A 17,871-nucleotide genomic window follows, 5' to 3' on the forward strand; every position below is an offset into this window, starting at 1 on the left:
AGATAGTAAAGAGTTTACTGAAAATTAAGAGTTGATGCCGTAACGTTTTTTGCGAGTTGAAAGAAAGTTATTGGCTTGTCTGGTTTGTGGCTTGTTATTCTTCTTAAAGATAGATTTAATACCATTAAAGTCTAAGAAATACTGAAGTCTTACCGAAATAGTATGTTGTATAGGCTGATCGAAAAGTGTGTCTAAACTTTCGGAATAACTATCTTCAGACATCGTATCAAAATTGAATAATTGATTTCTGTATAAAGCCGTTAAGAAGCTGCCTGGCGCAAATTGCCAAGAGTAGCTTAAGTCTATATTCCAAGTACTAAAATTAATGTTTGGCGATTCGTCAACATTATCTACAGTATAACCTTGTTCTGTTGTAAGACGACCATTGTCTAATAAGGTAAAGAGCTCATCATCGTAATTTACAGTATCCCAATAATGTCTAAATGTTAGCGCAAGGGAGTTAAAAGGATTAAATGTATAATTTGCAGAAATCGTATTGGTTACACGCTTACGATTACGCTCGCCAAAAATTGGTTGATCATCTTGGTAAGTAGCATAGCCACGCGATCCGTTAGACATGTTTAGATTAAAACTGTAAACCATTAAAAGTTTATCATTTGGTCTTACCCTTGGACTTAGAGAGAGGTTGTAGCCAAATAAATCTCTTCCATCTTCAAATATTTTGAAGGTATTAGCATTAATATCAAAAGCAAATACTTTGTTGTAGTTAGAAGAGTAGTAGCCACCAACACTTGCTATATTTTCATATATAAAATAACGACCATCTCTAGATTCAAAATAATCGTACTGCTTGCCAGCTTCCATATCTACCCAAAATCCATAATTGTTTATAGACTTGGTTTGTGCGTTATATTCTGCACCAAAATTGGTACCTGTAAAAGTACCAGGATTAGCTAGGTTTCTATAGTTAATGTATGCGTTGGCACTGTAGCGATTTAGGTTGCCTTTCGGTTCAAAAATCTGATACCATATATCGGCACCAAAGTTGTTGAAGTTATTTCTAAAATTAAGCCCTAAATCATTAATTTCAAATTTTGTATCTGCATAACTATGGTCAAAACTATAACGTAAATTTCCATGTGATTTTGCGATATAAAAGAAAGTACTGTAGCCTGTCTGTGTAGTATCAAACTGAGGGTTTACATTACTCATTTTTGCTTCACCTCTTATAAGGTAGGTATTGCGTTTGTTTTGCAGGTTTGTAACTAATGCCGTAGCATTAGCATCTCTAAACTCGCCTTCTCGCATTACATTTGTATTAATAAGACTTACCGAAGAATTACCATTAAACTGCTGGTCTACCACTAAAATATTGTAATTGGTAAAAGGCTCTACGACTTCTCGACGCGATTCATTAGTATCTGTATTGGTAATGTTAGCATACGTTTTTTCTGTAATAGCATTAAAAATACCAATACCAAGCCCTTTCTTAGTTCTGCCAGAAACTTTTAATGCATTTAATACTTTTACCTCTTCAGGAACATCAGCTTCTTCATTATCTGCTAATTGTAAATCTCCACTTGGTTTGCTACCAACACGTCTGGAAAAGAATAAATCTCCTTTGGAAAACAAATCTACACCTTCAGTAAAGAACTGACGTTGCTCAGAAAACGTTTGTTCAAAAGGACCAAGATTTAAAACTACTCTATCAAAACCAGCTTGACTAAAGTCTGGAACCAAAGTAGCGTCTAGCGTAAAGTTGTCTGTAATGCCATATTTAACATCCATTCCGAAGGTTAAATCAGTGTCGGTTTCTCCATCAAAATTATTTACAATTCCTGTAGAGAAAGGGTAGAGGTTAAGCCTTACAGGCGGTTTTAGATTTTTTAAACCAATAAGTTCTCCATGATACAAGCCAATATTTCCTTTTGTAGGATCGAGCTCATTCCAGGTATATTGTGAGCGATCTCTTCTAAAATGTCTGTGAAACTGAAGTCCCCAAGTTGGCTCTTCTTGATCTGGAAAACGAAGCGTTCTGTATGGTATTTCCATTTCAACGATCCAACCATCATCTACAATTTGCACAGCACTTTGCCAAACAGCATTCCAGCTAAAGTCTTCTCCAATAGTAGGATTTGCAATAGCATCTGCCTGCTGACCAGAGCTAAACACAAAAAATTCTGTGTCATTTTGCGCATCATTATTTGGGTTTAAAATCACAGCAAAAAAATCGTTTTGACCAAAATTATCACGCGAAGTCAACTGCTTCATAATTTTTGAAGGGTCATCGTGCAGATAAGCAGCCACATAGATAGCATCATCATCGTAACTCATTTTTACCTCTGTACGTTGCTCTGTAGGTAATGCATTGCCAATATCTGGTTTAAACTGAATAAAATCTGAAGCTACATCTGCATTGTCCCAAATAGCATCGTCTAAAACACCATCAATTTTTGGTTTGTCTGAAGCTCTTGTAATATTGAGTATTTTTTTATCCTTAGTAAGAACTGTATTTTCTTCTTGCGAATAAGCTGCACTACAAAAAATAAGGGAAAACAGAATGAAAAGAGAACGTTGGTACATGATGATTGATTGATGATTTCTTTGGTTTGCTAATAAAGACTAACGTTTTTTATGAGTGTTACACTTTTAGCAATTAAAATTTATAACCTTAATTTTTTTTGATGGAGTTAAATTTTTACAAAACTAGTTTTAGATCATGTTCAAGCTTCTTAATTAAACGTTAAAATACCTTGATATTGTTAACAGAACCCTTGAATTAAAGGCATATCATTAAATTTTGGAATGCTTATTGCTAAATATTTAATAGTTTAATAATTAAATACCTACATGAATACATATAAAAAACTTGGACTTAGTATATTTTTTGATGCCTTAGGCTATGTGTCTTTGGTTTTTCCACCTTTTGATATTGTATGGGCACCATTGTCTGCCTATTTAATGACAAAAATGTATAAAGGAAGAAAAGGAAAAGTGGCAGCCGTTATTTCGTTTGTGGAAGAGGCATTGCCGTTTATGGATGTTGTACCTACATTCTCATTAATGTGGTTGTACACCTTTGTTTTTAATAAAGAAAAAGCAAATATTGCAAAAGCATAAAAAAAAGGCTGAATTATCAATTCAGCCTTTTTTTGTCTGTATTACAAAATAAAAAAGTTTACTGCACAGAAATAGCGTAAGTTACTTCTACGTCAGTGCTTCCACCAGCACCAGCAGCAGTTCCATCATTTGGTTTTGTTGGTTCGTGTTTTAAAACCACAGTAATACTACCTGTACCTGCAGCACCTGTTGCTAAAGTAGTTTCTATACCTACTGGGTTGTTATTTACATCAACGTCTGTTTTTGTAATTGTTAAACCAGCTGTGTTGGTGTAGAAGAATTCATGCTCATCAGCTTCTTCTTCAACTTCTAATGTAATATCGTCAGCAGGATTTTCTGTAGCATTTAATAACTGAATTGTACCAGCATAGTTAGCATTTGCTGTAAATGGTCCGGAAATGTCGTAAGTTCCATCTGTACCACCTTCTCCATCTAAATCTGTAAAGGTTAGCGTTACTACATCACCAGCATCTGCATTGTTAGTTAATTGGTAAATAACCGTCGTAATTAATTCCTCTTCGTGGTCGTGATTGTGGCCGTCATCGTCGCTAGAACAGCTTGTAAAAGCTAAACCAGACATAAAGAATACAGCTAATAATTTGATTGTATTTAATTTCATATTTATTAATTTAAAGTTTGACATTTTATGTTGTTAATAATTGAGTTTTAGTTTTATGTTAAAATTTCTGCCCAGATCATCAGCAAAATATCGCAATCTGTTTAAGTAGTTTCTGTAGGATACATTAAATAGATTTTCAACATTAAACGAAACGTTTAGTGTTGATTTATTAAAAACCTTAAAGCTCGCAGAGCTATTAAAGCTAAAAAGCGTATATGCTGCAGGTGTTGAACTTATGTCAACATACACATCGTCTTGTAGTACAGGATCGAATGTGAAAAAATTATAATCTGGATATCTTTTTTGTTGTAATACAGTATGTTGTTTTATACCAATTGATAATTGGTTAAGTTTTTTGTTATTATAGGTAATTGCATTTGAAAAATTGGTTGCAGGCATGTGTATAAGAGGTGTGTCTTCTGAAACATTGTCGCCTCTTAACAAGCTTAAACTACCATTGTAACTAAATTGGTTAGATATTTTCTTATTAATATCTATATCTACACCAAAAATTCTTGCATCTACCTGGTTGTATTCCCAAACAGGAAAAGCACCTCTTATCGTTGTGGTTGTACCTGTAGGAATGAGTTGTACAAAATTGTTGATATACTTATAATATGGACTTACAGAGAATCCAAAGTCATCATTATTTCGCTCAATAGAAGCTACAAATTTGTTAGCTACTTCTTTTTGCATGGTAAGCTTACCAATTTCTATTCTAGCAGCACTATGATGCAAACCATCGCTAAATAATTCTGAAGGATTAGGCATTCTTGAAGCCAATCCGTAATTAACAAATAGTTGAATATCGTTTTCAAACTGTTTTGTTAAGCCCAAACTAGCAGAAACATTATGAAATGTAAATTCTGGATATGTTAAGTACCTGGAATTTTCTATGACACCAGAGTTGAACTCAGGGAATAACTCATCATAATTATAAGTGTCGTCCCAATCTGTAACTCTGTATTGCTTTTCTGCTTCTATACGAGAAAAATCGTATCTAAATCCTGCGCTTATTTCGGTATTGTGGTTTAGGTCATAATTACCTGTGGCATAAACTCCAGCATCAGACTTATCAAAATCTGGTATTAGTGGACTTACACCTGTGCCAGAGATAGCATCATTCTGTTGGTAACGCAAAAGAAAACCTGTATTTATGGTTAATTTGTCTAAAGCATCAATACGTAAATTAGGCTGTAAGGATGTTGTAAATAACCTTAAATCTATCACAGGAATATCTTCTCTGTCTCCTCGTCGTAAATCAAACTCTTTTCTTCTGTTAATTTGAAAATCATACTGTAATGTAAGTTTTCCAAACCCTTGAAAACGCTTGTAGGCTTCTACTTTTCCTAAGTGATGTGTTATCTCTTGTTTAGGATTATTTATATCATAAGAGAAGTCGTTAATTACTTGTGGTGTGCCTTCATTTATAGCTCTTACCAAATCGTTAACATTGCCTATATGCGAAGCACTTAAAATTCCAATAGTATTATCGACAAAACTATAATAGGCATCAAACCCTTTTTCAAAAGACTTGTAGCCAAATCTTGCAGAAGTATTAATGCTCTTAACTCCTGTGTTTGATAAATTATAATTTGCTGCTTCAAAATCTCCAAATGCTTTGTAACTGGCTTGAGTTTTGGCATAAAATCCACTTTTAAATGTTTTTACCAATTCTGTATTAACATTTCCGCCCAAACCATTAGTATTAAAGGATAGGGAAGTGCTACCAAACAAGCTGTCTTTAGCTGCATAATTTTCTGGACGAATTAGAATTAAACCACCAATAGCATCGCTTCCATATCTTAGTGTATTAGCTCCTTTTACTACATCTATACGTCCACCAGAATTAATATCAATATTTGGTGCGTGCTCATCTCCCCATTCTTGGTCAAAAAGGCGAACATTATTATTAACTATTAATAATCTGCTACTATGTAGACCATGAATCATAGGTTTTACAATGGTATTACCTGTGTTTAAAGAGGTAACACCACTTATACTATTAAGTGCATCTCCTAATGATTTATCTGAGTACTGAGCTAACTCATTCTTAGATATTGATTGTTGTATGCTGGTGTTTTGTAGCTTAGAATTTCCTGCTATTGTAACCTCGTTAAGCTCTTCTATGTGGTGCTCAATGGCTATTTGCTTGTATGTATCGCTATCAATATTGTATGTTACGGTTTTTGTTTCGCAACCTACATGAGAAATTACAAGTGTTAATTCACCTAAACAAAGCTTTTCAATTTTAAATTTTCCATCGACGTCAGAAGTTGTGTACTTGTCTAAATTTTGCATATAAACAGTAGCACCAACGATAGGAGTATTGTTGTGAAAGTCTTTGAGTTCGCCAAGGAAAGTATAATTACAGTCTTGTGCAAAACCTAATTGTGATAGTATTATAAGTATAAGTAAAGCCTTAAGCCTCATAACTATAAAGTATAGTAAGTGGTTTGTTGCTGCGTATTAGTAAATGTCAGCAATTAAAATAGTTTGATTTACGAGAAAAATTAGGCTATAGCAGGTGGTCCTCTTAGGTATGAGGTGTCTTGTAGATGTGTTCTTAAGAACAAATAAAAGCTTGAATTAGCTTTGTTGTAATTATTAAGAATTACGGTTTCAAATGTATGGAAACCAGAATAGTAATTTGTGTTGAGTTTAAATTTGTAAAACTCGCAATCAACGTCTAGCTCATGAAAATGCGTAGTACTGTCACTATCATTTTTACATACTTCGTGCTTATGATGAGTAAAAACATGAGATAACTTAACAGCAGAAGGCAATAATACCGATAGTATTAATACCAAAGAAAGTACTTTGAATGTAGGTTTTATGATGGGTGTTTTAATCAATCTACAAAGCGTTTTAAGCCAAATCGTTTCAACATTTTTTTCTCAAATTCCCAAAAGAATTTATGTTGGCCAAATAGCCAACCAAAACTTACTAAAAGAATTTGATAAAAAATTAGCCCAATGATAATAAATAATATCCAGTAGAGTATGGGATTTAAGTTTTCTTTAGTAATTCCTAGTAGCTTTATTATTGGTCTGCCTACATACAAAGACGAAGAGCCTGTAACGGCAAAAACTATAAATACTCTTATCATTTCCCATCTGTATTCTAGCTTCCAGCGTTTTTCTAATACTTTAAAAAGCTTTAAAGTTAGTGCTAACAAACCAGCAAATAAGATAACTGATGAAATAATAGTTACAAGGATTCCAAATTCAGAAAACCAAACTAAAGCTAATTTATAGGAAGAATACCCTAAGGCTAAGAGACCAATTAAAGGAAAAATTAATTGCCAGTTGTGTTGAATTTCCCAATTTTCTTTAAACCTTTTCATAGTACTTTTAAAGTGCTACAAAATTACGCTAAATTCTAGGAATAATGGAAGTCAATTGCTGTTTATATTTTAGCTGAAAGTATAAAAAGTAATTGTATAGTTTGTAATTAACTTCATAACCATAATCTGTACGAGAATCATAATCTATTCTTACCTGATATAAATCTGGATCATAGCTGTGCGGTTGAAGATTTCTTTGGTTCCATGCTTGTACCAAGTAGATGTTTCTGTTTTCTAGATAGGATTGAGAATGAAAACCTCTTGGTCTTGCAGTACTGGCTAACCATGCATTAAAGCCAGGTTCTATTATGATAATCTCATAATCAGTTTCGTCACTACTTATAGAAACGGTGTCGTTTTCTACTAAAGCACTTTCATTTCCGTTATTAATCGTTGGGTTGCTATTGTAAGATTTACAACTGGCAATTAAAGCAATGATAATAACAAATGGAATAATCTTTTTCATAACATTAAAGGTATTAATTATTTTAATCATTTCAGAATTATTGATGTTAAAGCCAAAGTAAGTTATAAATAAGACAGTGTAAAACAGCTGATGAGTGTAGGGCTGTGTTGAGTGAGTAAAACAAGAAGAGTAGGTTATAAAAAAAACGGCTCTAAAGAGCCGCTTTTATATATGTGTACAATAGAATTGGATTTTACTTACCGAATAACCCACCTAAAAGACCTCCAATACCACCTTTTTTCTTAGCACTACCCAGTACCATTCCGGCAACATCATCAATAACACTACCATCTCCGTCTGCATCTAATATTTTTTCTAAGAAACTTTGTTCGTTTTGAGTGTCGTTTCCACCAAGCAATCCTCCTAATAAACCAGTAAGATCACTTTGAGAACTTACGTTGTTTTGACGCGATTGCTTGCCTAAAACACCCATTAAGATTGGCGCAGCCACTTTAAGGATGTTGCCAACAGAACCAGCATCTAATCCAGATTTTTGACCAATAACTTGCTCAACACCTTGTTGCTTGCTACCTAAGATATGACCAAGAATTTTAGAACCATCAGTTTTTACATCTTCATCAACTCCGCCTCCAAAAAGACCACCTAAGTTATCTAAGATACTACCATCGTGCTTATTACTTAAAGCTCCCATAAGACCTTGTGCTCCTTCTGGAGTAGAAGCGTTACGCTCCATTGCTTTCATAAGAACAGGTAATGCCATTGTTAAAACACTGCTTGTTTTCCCTTGATCAGTTCCTGTAGAACCAGAAACACCACTGATGATGGTTTTTCCTAAGTCGCTATTTAATAAGTCTAAAATTCCTTCCATTGTTTTATAAAATTAAGGTTAATACATTTAGTTTAATAAGGTACAAAAAAAGTCCTATACATTTATAGGACTCGTTTTATCTAAATAGGTCACATTTATTTTGTTAGCCTAATATTTTAATAATCTGCTCAGCAAGTTCTACACCAATTCTGTCTTGTGCTTCATTGGTTGCAGCACCTGTGTGTGGTGTTAATGATAACGCAGGGTTCATAAGTAGTTGAACTTCTGGTTGTGGTTCTTTTTCAAAAACATCTAGTGCAGCTCTTGCTACTTTTCCGCTTTCTATAGCTTTTACTAAAGCCACTTCATTAACAACTCCGCCACGAGCTGCATTTGCTAAAATAACACCATCTTTCATTTGGTTGAAATCGGCTTCATCAATAACATACTCTTTTTGTGCAGGTACATGAAGCGTTATGAAATCGGCTTGTTTTAAAACGTCTTCTTTAGAGACTGTTTTTATGTTGAAGCTTGCTTTTTGACCATCGAAGAAGTCTAACTCTAAAGTGGTTTCTTCAATAAAAGGATCAAAAGCTACAATATTCATTCCTGCTCCAATTCCTATTTTAGCTGTTGCTTGTCCGATTCTACCAAAACCGATAACACCTAGTGTTTTTCCTTTTAATTCTACACCTTTAGCGTAGGCTTTTTTTAGGGCTTTAAAGTTGGCATCTCCTTCTAAAGGCATATCGCGATTAGAATTGTGAAGAAATCTAGCTAAGCCATAAAAATGACCAAATACTAATTCTGCTACAGAATGAGAAGATGCTGCAGGAGTATTAATAACATGAAGTCCTTTTTCTCTGGCATACTCAACGTCTATATTATCCATACCAACACCACCACGACCAATAATCTTAAGGCTAGGGCAGTTGTCTATAATGTCTTTTCTTACCTTGGTTGCGCTTCTTACCAATAGTACAGAAATTTCTTTGTCGTTGATATAGTTTTGTAATTGTTCTTGTGCTACAGTTGTTGTTAACACTTCGTAACCAGCTGCTTCTAAAGCATCAATACCGCTTTGAGAAACACCATCGTTTGCTAATACTTTCATTCTTAAGTTAAAAGTTAAAAGTTAAAAGTTAAAAGTTAAAAGTTGGTAGACAGTTAACTTCTAATTTTTGATTAATATTTTTAGATTTTGAGTAAAACAACTGCTTACTGCAACTGGTTTACTATTAAATGATTTATGCTTTTCTTTCTAGTTCGCTCATAACCTCTACAAGTGCTTTAACACTATCTAAACTTAGAGCATTGTACATAGATGCTCTGTAGCCTCCAACACTTCTGTGACCATTAAGACCGTTAATTCCGGCTTCTGCCCACATGGCATCAAAGGTTTCTTTTAAGTTTTCGTTTTCTAGTGTAAAAGTAGCATTCATTATAGAACGATCTTCTTTTACGGCATAACCTTTAAATAATGGGTTTAGGTCTATTTCAGAATAAATTAAACGTGCTTTCTTTTCGTTTTCTTCTTCAATAGCTTTTATACCTCCTAAATCCTTTAACCATTGTAAGGTTAGCATAGAGGTGTATACTGCAAATACAGGTGGTGTATTGAACATACTTCCTTTGCTAATGTGTACTTTATAGTCCATCATAGAAGGAATTTTGCGAGACACTTTACCTAAGATGTCTTCTTTTACAACAACTAGTGTTGTACCAGCAGGACCCATATTTTTCTGTGCGCCAGCGTAGATTAAATCAAACTGAGTGAAATCTAACTGACGTGAGAAGATATCACTACTCATATCGCAAACCATAGGGATAGGTGAGTCTGGAAAACTCTTCATTTGTGTTCCGAAAATGGTATTGTTAGATGTGCAGTGGAAATAATCGTAATCTTCTGGGATATCGTATCCTTTAGGGATGTAGTTAAAGTTAGCACTCTTAGAAGAGGCTACTTCGTAGATATCATCATATATTTTAGCTTCTTTAATAGCCTTGTCACTCCAAGTACCAGTATTTAAATACCCAGCTCTTTTTTCAAGAAGGTTTAGCGCTACCATTAAAAATTGCGTACTGGCTCCGCCTTGTAAAAACAATGCTTTATAGCCTTTGCCTTCTAATCCTAAAAGTTCTAAGGCTAAGGCTCTGGCATTTTCCATAACATCTACAAAAGGCTTGCTACGATGCGAAATCTCTATTAGCGATAAGCCGTTGTCAAAGTTTATAAGGGCTTCTGAAGCTTTTTGAATTACAGACTTTGGTAGAACGCAAGGACCAGCACTAAAATTATGTTTTTTCATGTGTTAATGTTTATTGTTTTAATGGTCACATGTAACATCTTATTATCATTTTCGCTATGAGATTTAAGATAAATTATAGATGTTTCATGAAGAGTAAAGTTTCATTTCTGATGCATCAGAAATATGTTATTTTATTGTTTGATATGTTACAAAGGTGCTAATTAATTGGCTATAAAGCATTAATTATTTGCTAATTTTTGCATCAAATTTTTAACAAGAAATCAACAGTATCTACATTATCTGCATAATCCCAAAGTTCTGGTTTTTGGGTATTGCCAAAGGCTATTTCATCTTTTGTAAACCCATCTGAAACTATACACTGTATTTTGTCTTTATCTTCTTGTGTTTTTGCTTTAAGATCTTCTATGGTATCGTAATATTCATAAAAGACTGTAGCTATAGGAGATGCGTAGCTTTGATCTTCTTTTATCATTAGAAAACCGTTTTCTAGCATATCAAATTCACTCATAAGATACACAGCTTTGTTGTAGTCATAGTTATTGGCATACTTGGCTTCGTTAATGACTGGATGCCATTTGTACACAGCATTGAAGAAGGCATCGAAATTGTAGTCCTTAGGTAGGAATAGTTTAGAGACATTTCTGCATCCTAAACCATAGTATCTAAAGATATCGTCTGAAAGGGCTTCTAGCTGATCTTGAGTTTCATTACCATTAAGAATGGCTACAGAGTTTCTGTTTTTTCTGATGATAGACGGTTTGTTTTTGAAATAATATTCAAAATATCGCGCTGTATTATCACTGCCTGTTGCAATAACTGCATCAAAGTTTTCTAGCTTGTCTTTGGTGAATGTAATCTTGTTTTTGAAGCCAGGTTCTACAACTTCTAGATACTTGGCTAAATAGGGTAGTAGGTGCTTATCGTTAGAGGATTGCTTAACCAGTACGTTGTGCCCAGAGATGAGTACGGACAGGAAGTCGTGAAAACCTACTAAAGGTATGTTGCCAGCCATTATAATACCTATATTTTTAGGCTCTATATTGTTGAAGTTGTACTGGCTTACCCATTGGGTTATATTGCTTGTTGTTAATGCATTTGCCCAAGACTCTAGGCTAAAGTACACATTGGTGTCTGTAAACCATCCGTTGTGTTCTTTTGCTAATTTTATTTGATGTTTGAAGCCATCGAAAAACAGTTCATTAGCAGCGATATTATCGTCTTTTTGTATACCGTTTGTTGTAAATTGACTTAAAAACTGACCTAGTTTTGAGAAAGCGTTAATTCTTTGTTGTAAATCCATGTAGAGTTTGGTAAAACGCCATTTTGGCTTTATTTTTGCATCCCTGTCTGTGGACAGGCAGATGCAAAATTACGCAATAAAAACCTAAAATTTACTATGGCAATTATAATCACGGACGAATGTATAAATTGTGGAGCTTGTGAACCAGAATGTCCTAATACAGCTATCTATGAAGGTGCTGATGATTGGCGCTATAAGGATGGTACCAGTTTGGATGGCACTATAGTGTTGCCAAATGGCAAAGAAGTAGATGCTGATGAAGCACAAGAGCCAATAAGTGATGAGATATACTACATAGTGCCAGATAAGTGTACTGAATGTGTAGGTTTTCATGAAGAGCCACAGTGTGCTGCAGTGTGTCCTGTGGATTGTTGTGTGCCAGATGACGATAATGTAGAGAGTGAAGATGTGCTATTGGGCAAACAACGCTTTATGCATCCTGACGATTAGATTGATGCACTATTTTATTAATGACTGATAACAAAAAAATCCTGAGCTTATGGCTCGGGATTTTTTTGTTAAGATGCACATGTTAGCATAATGACTTGTTGGTTTACCCAGTGATTTTTAATAAATAAAGCTATATATTCGTTGATGTATAGCTGGCTGTGCGTCATTTAAAAGAAACATAAAACGATCGAAAAGACAATGAATAAAATATTAATAGTTTTGATTTTGGCATTTTTAAGTTGTACATCTGAACAGAAGAAGAGTTCGCTGGAATTGGAATCTGGCAAAAATATTACAAAAATTAAGACTGAAAAAAATGACTTAAAAGTAGTTTTAGACACATTAGTTTTTCGCAAAAATATGAACGGAGAGTTATTGACAGAAAAGTATACTTCAGGATTATCTGAATTAAAATTTTACAAACAGTTTGTCTCTGAGAATAAAATCGCAGAAAAACAAATATTGACAGAAGAGCACACAAAAACCGAAATTACATACTTAGGAATATTAAACGATTTAAACCATCAGAACTCATACCACGTAATTACAAATTTTAAAACAATCGGAATTGGTGAAATAGAATCACCACGAGGACAAAGTTATATCGCTTTTTTAGATGAAAATTTAGATAAAGCAATAGTATATCAAATGACTTTACCTGATGAATTACCTGAAAAAATAGAGGATAATATTTTATATTTTACTCTTGAATCTGAAAAAATAGGAATATCAATATTAGGAGGTTTACCACCAATACTTTGCCTTCCGATAATTGGTTGCAACTAATAAAAAAAAGAGCGTACAACAATGTGTAGGTATAATGTGGACGAAAGTGAAAAAATTAAACTTATGAACTATTAACAACATATCTCGGTAAAATTGAAAGCGTAGGCTACGTAATACTTGTACTACACTTATACTTTACCGTTTGCTGTAATTTGAAACCGAAACGATATTGAGAAAAAGAAAGAAGATTTTTATAGGTATAATAGTAATTCTAATAATAGGATTTTTGATTCCGCAGAATTTAAAAATGCCAGTTAAAGGAGCTACAAAATCTGATTATAACTCTCAGTCATTTTGGTATTATCCTTGGGGAAAATCTGTAACACATAAAGGAGTTGATGTTTTTGCCAAAAAAGGAACTGAAATCAAGTCTTCGACTTCTGGTTTAGTTTTGTATTCAGGAGAAATAAGTATGGGCGGAAAATTCGTTTTAGTACTTGGACCTAAATGGAGATTACACTATTATGCTCATTTAAATGAATTGAAAACATCATCTTTTTCTTTTGTGAATAAAAACTCAACAATCGGAACAGTTGGAACAAGTGGAAATGCAGTTGGAAAATCACCACATTTGCACTATTCTATTTTTACGATACTTCCATACGTTTGGAGAATTGATTCGGACAAACAAGGTTGGAAAAAAATGTTTTACTTAAACCCAATTGAATATTTTGAATAGAAAAAACCATAGCGAACAATGTATAACCGCAATTATAGCGGATTCGACTACGCTTCGATTTAGTTCAAAACAGGCTCAAGCGAATCCACACGGAATTACTAAATTCAGTTCTTGACCGAAAATCATTAACTTTAATTCCTTAACTGACAGTTATACGAGACCGTTGTAGCACAATTTGAATGACAAGCAAGAATCAAATATCAAAAACACCTACACTTCCTCTGATTTCAATCTACAAAAACACAGGAATTGAAATCATTAATAAAGAAACTATTAAATATTTTGAGAGGACAAGTGCTTACGGTCTGATTCAAAATAGTAGTTATGTGGAAATTTATTCAAGTGAAATGGAAATATTGAATTTAGAGCAAAAGACCGACAAATTCAAAAACACTAAATGGAATAGATTTTTAGCTAAAACCGTTTATAATCCGTCATTTGATGTAACCTTATTGTGGAAAAAAATAGGAACTTATAAATTGACCGAATTAAAAGCAAAAATTAAAGTTTGTATCGAGAAAGATGATGACATTTTAACTCAATTTGTTGAGGCTGATTTTTTAATGCATAAAGTTGAACATTCAACCGATTTTACTGAATTAGTTAATAATCTGAATAAATATTGCATTGAAGTGAAGAACGAAGAAATCATCAGGAAGGAAAATGATGAATGGAATAATAAAAAATAAAAACGTGCTACAATAATGTATAAGCGCAATTATGGCGGATTCGACTACCCTTCGACTTCGCTCTGGACAGGTTTAAATGAATCCACTCGGAATTGCTAAGGTCTATGCTTAACCGAAAATCATTAACTTTAAAACCTTAACTAACGGTTATACGAAACCGTTAGCAGTAAACTAAAAACGAGCTTATGAGAACAATCGGAACAATAATATTACTATTGATGTCAATAAATCTATATGCCCAAAATCTCGCTGAATGTGGATTGAATGATAATTCTGAACTTACTCAAACGGAATCTAAATTCCTAAATGGATATATGAATAGTGAACAAAGGAAAGGATTTGATTTCACAGGTAAAAAAGTACTTTTCATAACAGGAAAGAGAGGAGAAGGAATCGGAAATAAATCAAAATATTTTGATTACGTAAAAGAGTGGGATAAAAGCGGAAATAAAATTGCAACCTGGGTTGTTGAACTGAATGATGATGAAAAAGAGTTGATTGAAAAGACCGACTATGATGTTATTGTTACATATTGGGTAAAACATTTATCAAAAAGGAGAAAGCGAATCATATTGAATGAATTGAAAACTAATATATAACAATGGTTGTAAGTAGTTGTTTGTTTTCGTCTACTTCTGAAAATCTTTGTGTATTTCCCTCTGGTTTAAGAAGTTTTGCTAAATTAGTACTCAAAGAATGCAAAAAGCGATGTAGAAGACCGTTAGTTTTAATGCAAAAAATATTTACATCTATAAATTCAAATATATTACTATGAAAAAATTACTTTTTATTCTTGCTTTATCATTCATTGTTATAAGTTGTAGTGATGATGATAATTCACTTGAACCTGTAAACTTAAGTTCTGTTAATGTCTATGTTGCTGGGCAAAAAGATGGAAATGCTACTTACTGGGAAAATAATACCGAGATTACTCTAGATAATTCAGGGTTTAATGTTTCAATAGCTGATAAAATTATGGTTCAGAATAATAATGTCTATGTTTTTGGTAGAGGTGATTCGTCATATTTACTATGGAAAAATGGAATTATGACAAACTTAACTGAAGAATTTCAAGAGGCTGACTATGAGGTTGAATTTATAGCTGATATGTTTATAGATGGTGTTGATGAATATTTTATAGGATATTTAAAGAGTACATCTAATCCAACAAATTATGATTTGGTTTATTGGAAAAACGGTGTCAAAACGATAGTACTTGGAAATTGTGTATTCAGACATCAGCAATCTTGCATAAAAGTAATTGATGATAATGTCTATGTTCTTTCAAAAAACGAAAATAATGATTATGGTATCTTTATAAATACTACCTTCAATCAAATAAATTCTGGTTATTTACCATATGGTATAGTTAAAAATGAAAACGAAGTGTACGCTTATGGCTCTATAATTGATAATCCAGATGTATCAGGATTTTACAAAAATGTTGCTACAAGTGCTGAAACTAATTTTGAACAATCTATACGTGATTTAGCATTTGATACAAGTGATATTTATACCATGGTTCTTCACAATGATAATGTTCAATTTAGCTCTCGCAGAGAAATTAAAAAAAATAATTCTTCATTTTATGTTACACCAGAAGGTTATGAATCACATATTGTAGATTTAAAAGCTGTTAACGGTAATGTATACATCATAGTGAGAGAATTAACTTCTGCTAATTTTGGTCCTAATAAATTATTGATTAATAATGAGGAGGAATTGGTTTTAGATGAAAATCCATCAGATCTATTAAATAGTATATATATTGTAGAAGACTAAAGGCTTAGCTAAGATACTAAAGCTAACAAAGGCTTGAGGTTTCTAATAGAAATTTCAAGCCTTTTTGCTAAATTAATAGTTATTGCGGAATGATATTATCACACTATTTCTTAATGAAATTATAGTATGCATAAAACAGTTGTATTTAATATTGAAATCGAGTCCTGAAATGAAAAAATACACTTATCTCATTACTTTTTTATTGATTATTCTAAGTTGTAAAAAAGATAATCCAATTGATATAATTAAGGAGAATGAATTGGATGAATTTAGCAAGCACATTTTTGACCAAAAAATAATTGATTCAAAAGAAATACTTCGTTTGATAGAATCAAAAACAGTTACTAAATATATAGATACCACTGATTACAACAGAACACTAAAAGCCACTATTTTTGCTATCAACTCTTTCAAAACTTACTTTCAAGTATTTGTAAAACCAAAAAATGTAATATCTGCATTAGCATATTACAAAAACGGTAAACAAATATATGCCGCAGAATATTATGACAATGGAACAGTGATGTGCAAGTTTAATAGATCTAAAGAAGGTATTAGAAATGGAAAGTATGAATGCTACTACGAAAATGGAAAAATTAGAAGTACCGGAGAATATTTGAATGACAAACAAATTGGATTTCAAACAGAATATGATAGAGATGGTAACATAACTTCTGAATTAGACTTTAATGAAAAATGAGATACTACGTACAGCATTGCGGTTAAATCATTTACGGAATTTCTTAGTATTTAGCTATCTTCGTTTTACGGTGGAAAATCATAGCTGATTTTCACAGCCAGCAATAAACAAAAGATGTTACTACCAATCTAAAAAATGAACAAATTCTTAAAAACACTACTTTTTACACTCACTATATCAATTTTTACAAGCTGTGATTTTATTAATAATGCCTTTACTTATAAAGATACAACAGAAGGATTTATAGAGGCTCTTATAGAAGAAGATTATAATAAAAGCCTATCATATATGGCGACTGAACATGATGGGTATAAAAACACAAATCTTGATACATTAAAACTAAGCTTAATAAATTTCCGTCAACTAATTGTGAAAAATTTTGGAACTGAGCTTAGCTATAAGTTTATGAGCGCCAATAAAACTTTTTCGACGGTCGAAGGTGAAAGTACAGCTCCAAATACAACAAAAGCTCAAATTGAATTTTCGAACGACAGAGAGTTTGGTGTTTTAGAAATAATTTTTGATGACAACTCAAATAAAATATTCAATATCCAAACCCTTGACATAAAGGAACCAATTCCGAATATGACAATATTTTGGCTTTTTGGAATATTGGCCATTTGCATACCAATCTTTAATATTTGGATTATTAGAAAAATTAGAAAAAGTGACTTAAAGACGAAGTGGCTGAAATATATTGCAGTGATTTTCTTTAATGTACCAGCTGTAACTTATAGTGTTATAAATGGACTTTCAATTAGCTTATTGAGTTTTCAAATATTATTTGGAATTAGTTTTTCGTATATGGGTTATTTAGGCTCAGCTTGGACATTTGGAATACCACTTGGTGGCTTATATTGGTTTTGGAGATTGAATAAAAAAACTCAATTAACTGAAAATGAAACACCAACTGAATAGATGCCAATGCTAACAA

19 protein-coding genes are annotated in these 17,871 nt (G+C 32.8%); 9 read left to right on the forward strand and 10 right to left on the reverse strand.

The features are described 5' to 3' along the window. Positions 1 to 24: 24 nt before the first annotated feature. Positions 25 to 2,544, reverse strand: a complete 2,520-nt coding sequence (locus P7122_RS06510) for a DUF5916 domain-containing protein (protein WP_278004969.1) — start codon at positions 2,542 to 2,544, stop codon at positions 25 to 27. Positions 2,545 to 2,811: 267 nt separating this feature from the next. Between P7122_RS06510 and P7122_RS06515 the strand changes: the two genes are divergently transcribed. After that, complete coding sequence (locus P7122_RS06515) at positions 2,812 to 3,081, forward strand: hypothetical protein (RefSeq protein WP_278004970.1); 270 nt, start codon at positions 2,812 to 2,814, stop codon at positions 3,079 to 3,081. Positions 3,082 to 3,139: 58 nt separating this feature from the next. On the opposite strand, the gene P7122_RS06520 is transcribed toward P7122_RS06515, so the two are convergent. The 9 genes from P7122_RS06520 to P7122_RS06560 all read right to left on the reverse strand — a co-directional run bounded on the left by P7122_RS06520 (position 3,140) and on the right by P7122_RS06560 (position 11,851). Next, positions 3,140 to 3,700, reverse strand: coding sequence for a type 1 periplasmic binding fold superfamily protein (locus P7122_RS06520; protein ID WP_278004971.1), 561 nt, complete (start codon positions 3,698 to 3,700; stop codon positions 3,140 to 3,142). 33 nt (positions 3,701 to 3,733) lie between these two features. Beyond that, complete coding sequence (locus tag P7122_RS06525) at positions 3,734 to 6,133, reverse strand: TonB-dependent receptor (protein ID WP_278004972.1); 2,400 nt, start codon at positions 6,131 to 6,133, stop codon at positions 3,734 to 3,736. 80 nt (positions 6,134 to 6,213) lie between these two features. Beyond that, positions 6,214 to 6,555, reverse strand: coding sequence for a hypothetical protein (locus P7122_RS06530; protein WP_278004973.1), 342 nt, complete (start codon positions 6,553 to 6,555; stop codon positions 6,214 to 6,216). Further along, complete coding sequence (locus P7122_RS06535; RefSeq protein WP_278004974.1) at positions 6,552 to 7,046, reverse strand: DUF6787 family protein; 495 nt, start codon at positions 7,044 to 7,046, stop codon at positions 6,552 to 6,554. The genes P7122_RS06530 and P7122_RS06535 overlap by 4 nt, the downstream gene beginning before the upstream one ends. Positions 7,047 to 7,074: 28 nt before the next feature. Continuing rightward, entirely contained in the window at positions 7,075 to 7,542 is a 468-nt protein-coding gene (locus P7122_RS06540; protein WP_278004975.1) for a DUF6146 family protein, read from the reverse strand. 163 nt (positions 7,543 to 7,705) lie between these two features. Next, positions 7,706 to 8,341, reverse strand: a complete 636-nt coding sequence (locus P7122_RS06545) for a DUF937 domain-containing protein (protein WP_278004976.1) — start codon at positions 8,339 to 8,341, stop codon at positions 7,706 to 7,708. 103 nt (positions 8,342 to 8,444) lie between these two features. Further along, positions 8,445 to 9,395 carry a D-2-hydroxyacid dehydrogenase gene (locus tag P7122_RS06550; RefSeq protein WP_278004977.1) on the reverse strand — a complete coding sequence of 317 codons (951 nt, stop codon included), beginning with the start codon at positions 9,393 to 9,395 and terminating at the stop codon, positions 8,445 to 8,447. A 133-nt stretch (positions 9,396 to 9,528) separates the two neighbouring features. Beyond that, positions 9,529 to 10,590: a 3-phosphoserine/phosphohydroxythreonine transaminase gene (serC, locus tag P7122_RS06555; RefSeq protein WP_278004978.1), complete on the reverse strand. Its 1,062-nt coding sequence runs from the start codon at positions 10,588 to 10,590 to the stop codon at positions 9,529 to 9,531. 202 nt (positions 10,591 to 10,792) lie between these two features. Further along, positions 10,793 to 11,851, reverse strand: a complete 1,059-nt coding sequence (locus tag P7122_RS06560) for an acyl-CoA reductase (RefSeq protein WP_278004979.1) — start codon at positions 11,849 to 11,851, stop codon at positions 10,793 to 10,795. A 96-nt stretch (positions 11,852 to 11,947) separates the two neighbouring features. Between P7122_RS06560 and P7122_RS06565 the strand changes: the two genes are divergently transcribed. The 8 genes from P7122_RS06565 to P7122_RS06600 all read left to right on the forward strand — a co-directional run bounded on the left by P7122_RS06565 (position 11,948) and on the right by P7122_RS06600 (position 17,855). After that, the gene (locus tag P7122_RS06565; protein ID WP_278004980.1) at positions 11,948 to 12,301 is read left to right on the forward strand and encodes a 4Fe-4S dicluster domain-containing protein; all 354 of its coding nucleotides are present in this window, start codon (positions 11,948 to 11,950) and stop codon (positions 12,299 to 12,301) included. Positions 12,302 to 12,499: 198 nt separating this feature from the next. Next, entirely contained in the window at positions 12,500 to 13,087 is a 588-nt protein-coding gene (locus P7122_RS06570; RefSeq protein ID WP_278004981.1) for a hypothetical protein, read from the forward strand. A gap of 247 nt (positions 13,088 to 13,334) precedes the next feature. After that, positions 13,335 to 13,766, forward strand: a complete 432-nt coding sequence (locus P7122_RS06575; protein ID WP_278004982.1) for a M23 family metallopeptidase — start codon at positions 13,335 to 13,337, stop codon at positions 13,764 to 13,766. 179 nt (positions 13,767 to 13,945) lie between these two features. Then, on the forward strand, positions 13,946 to 14,455 hold the full coding sequence (locus P7122_RS06580; protein ID WP_278004983.1) for a hypothetical protein: 510 nt from the start codon (positions 13,946 to 13,948) through the stop codon (positions 14,453 to 14,455). A 185-nt stretch (positions 14,456 to 14,640) separates the two neighbouring features. Beyond that, positions 14,641 to 15,054: a DUF8192 domain-containing protein gene (locus P7122_RS06585; RefSeq protein WP_278004984.1), complete on the forward strand. Its 414-nt coding sequence runs from the start codon at positions 14,641 to 14,643 to the stop codon at positions 15,052 to 15,054. 172 nt (positions 15,055 to 15,226) lie between these two features. After that, complete coding sequence (locus tag P7122_RS06590; RefSeq protein ID WP_278004985.1) at positions 15,227 to 16,237, forward strand: hypothetical protein; 1,011 nt, start codon at positions 15,227 to 15,229, stop codon at positions 16,235 to 16,237. A 169-nt stretch (positions 16,238 to 16,406) separates the two neighbouring features. Then, positions 16,407 to 16,937: a toxin-antitoxin system YwqK family antitoxin gene (locus P7122_RS06595; RefSeq protein ID WP_278004986.1), complete on the forward strand. Its 531-nt coding sequence runs from the start codon at positions 16,407 to 16,409 to the stop codon at positions 16,935 to 16,937. Positions 16,938 to 17,072: 135 nt separating this feature from the next. Next, a complete protein-coding gene (locus tag P7122_RS06600) occupies positions 17,073 to 17,855 on the forward strand; it encodes a hypothetical protein (protein WP_278004987.1) in 783 nt (260 codons plus the stop codon). Positions 17,856 to 17,871: the final 16 nt, after the last annotated feature.

The sequence above is a fragment of the Winogradskyella marincola genome (assembly GCF_029624125.1).
In the GTDB taxonomy this organism is placed as follows: domain Bacteria; phylum Bacteroidota; class Bacteroidia; order Flavobacteriales; family Flavobacteriaceae; genus Winogradskyella; species Winogradskyella marincola.

What these genes read in the sequence shown, in the direction of transcription:
- P7122_RS06510 (WP_278004969.1), bottom strand. Translation starts at nt 2,544, where the DNA reads ATGTACCAACGTTCTCTTTTCATTCTGTTTTCCCTTATTTTTTGTAGT.
- P7122_RS06540 (WP_278004975.1), bottom strand. Translation starts at nt 7,542, where the DNA reads ATGATTAAAATAATTAATACCTTTAATGTTATGAAAAAGATTATTCCA.
- P7122_RS06515 (WP_278004970.1), top strand. Translation starts at nt 2,812, where the DNA reads ATGAATACATATAAAAAACTTGGACTTAGTATATTTTTTGATGCCTTA.
- P7122_RS06585 (WP_278004984.1), top strand. Translation starts at nt 14,641, where the DNA reads ATGAGAACAATCGGAACAATAATATTACTATTGATGTCAATAAATCTA.
- P7122_RS06580 (WP_278004983.1), top strand. Translation starts at nt 13,946, where the DNA reads ATGACAAGCAAGAATCAAATATCAAAAACACCTACACTTCCTCTGATT.
- P7122_RS06520 (WP_278004971.1), bottom strand. Translation starts at nt 3,700, where the DNA reads ATGAAATTAAATACAATCAAATTATTAGCTGTATTCTTTATGTCTGGT.
- P7122_RS06535 (WP_278004974.1), bottom strand. Translation starts at nt 7,046, where the DNA reads ATGAAAAGGTTTAAAGAAAATTGGGAAATTCAACACAACTGGCAATTA.
- P7122_RS06590 (WP_278004985.1), top strand. Translation starts at nt 15,227, where the DNA reads ATGAAAAAATTACTTTTTATTCTTGCTTTATCATTCATTGTTATAAGT.
- P7122_RS06565 (WP_278004980.1), top strand. Translation starts at nt 11,948, where the DNA reads ATGGCAATTATAATCACGGACGAATGTATAAATTGTGGAGCTTGTGAA.
- P7122_RS06560 (WP_278004979.1), bottom strand. Translation starts at nt 11,851, where the DNA reads ATGGATTTACAACAAAGAATTAACGCTTTCTCAAAACTAGGTCAGTTT.
- P7122_RS06595 (WP_278004986.1), top strand. Translation starts at nt 16,407, where the DNA reads ATGAAAAAATACACTTATCTCATTACTTTTTTATTGATTATTCTAAGT.
- serC (WP_278004978.1), bottom strand. Translation starts at nt 10,590, where the DNA reads ATGAAAAAACATAATTTTAGTGCTGGTCCTTGCGTTCTACCAAAGTCT.
- P7122_RS06545 (WP_278004976.1), bottom strand. Translation starts at nt 8,341, where the DNA reads ATGGAAGGAATTTTAGACTTATTAAATAGCGACTTAGGAAAAACCATC.
- P7122_RS06525 (WP_278004972.1), bottom strand. Translation starts at nt 6,133, where the DNA reads ATGAGGCTTAAGGCTTTACTTATACTTATAATACTATCACAATTAGGT.
- P7122_RS06600 (WP_278004987.1), top strand. Translation starts at nt 17,073, where the DNA reads ATGAACAAATTCTTAAAAACACTACTTTTTACACTCACTATATCAATT.
- P7122_RS06550 (WP_278004977.1), bottom strand. Translation starts at nt 9,395, where the DNA reads ATGAAAGTATTAGCAAACGATGGTGTTTCTCAAAGCGGTATTGATGCT.
- P7122_RS06575 (WP_278004982.1), top strand. Translation starts at nt 13,335, where the DNA reads ATGCCAGTTAAAGGAGCTACAAAATCTGATTATAACTCTCAGTCATTT.
- P7122_RS06570 (WP_278004981.1), top strand. Translation starts at nt 12,500, where the DNA reads ATGAATAAAATATTAATAGTTTTGATTTTGGCATTTTTAAGTTGTACA.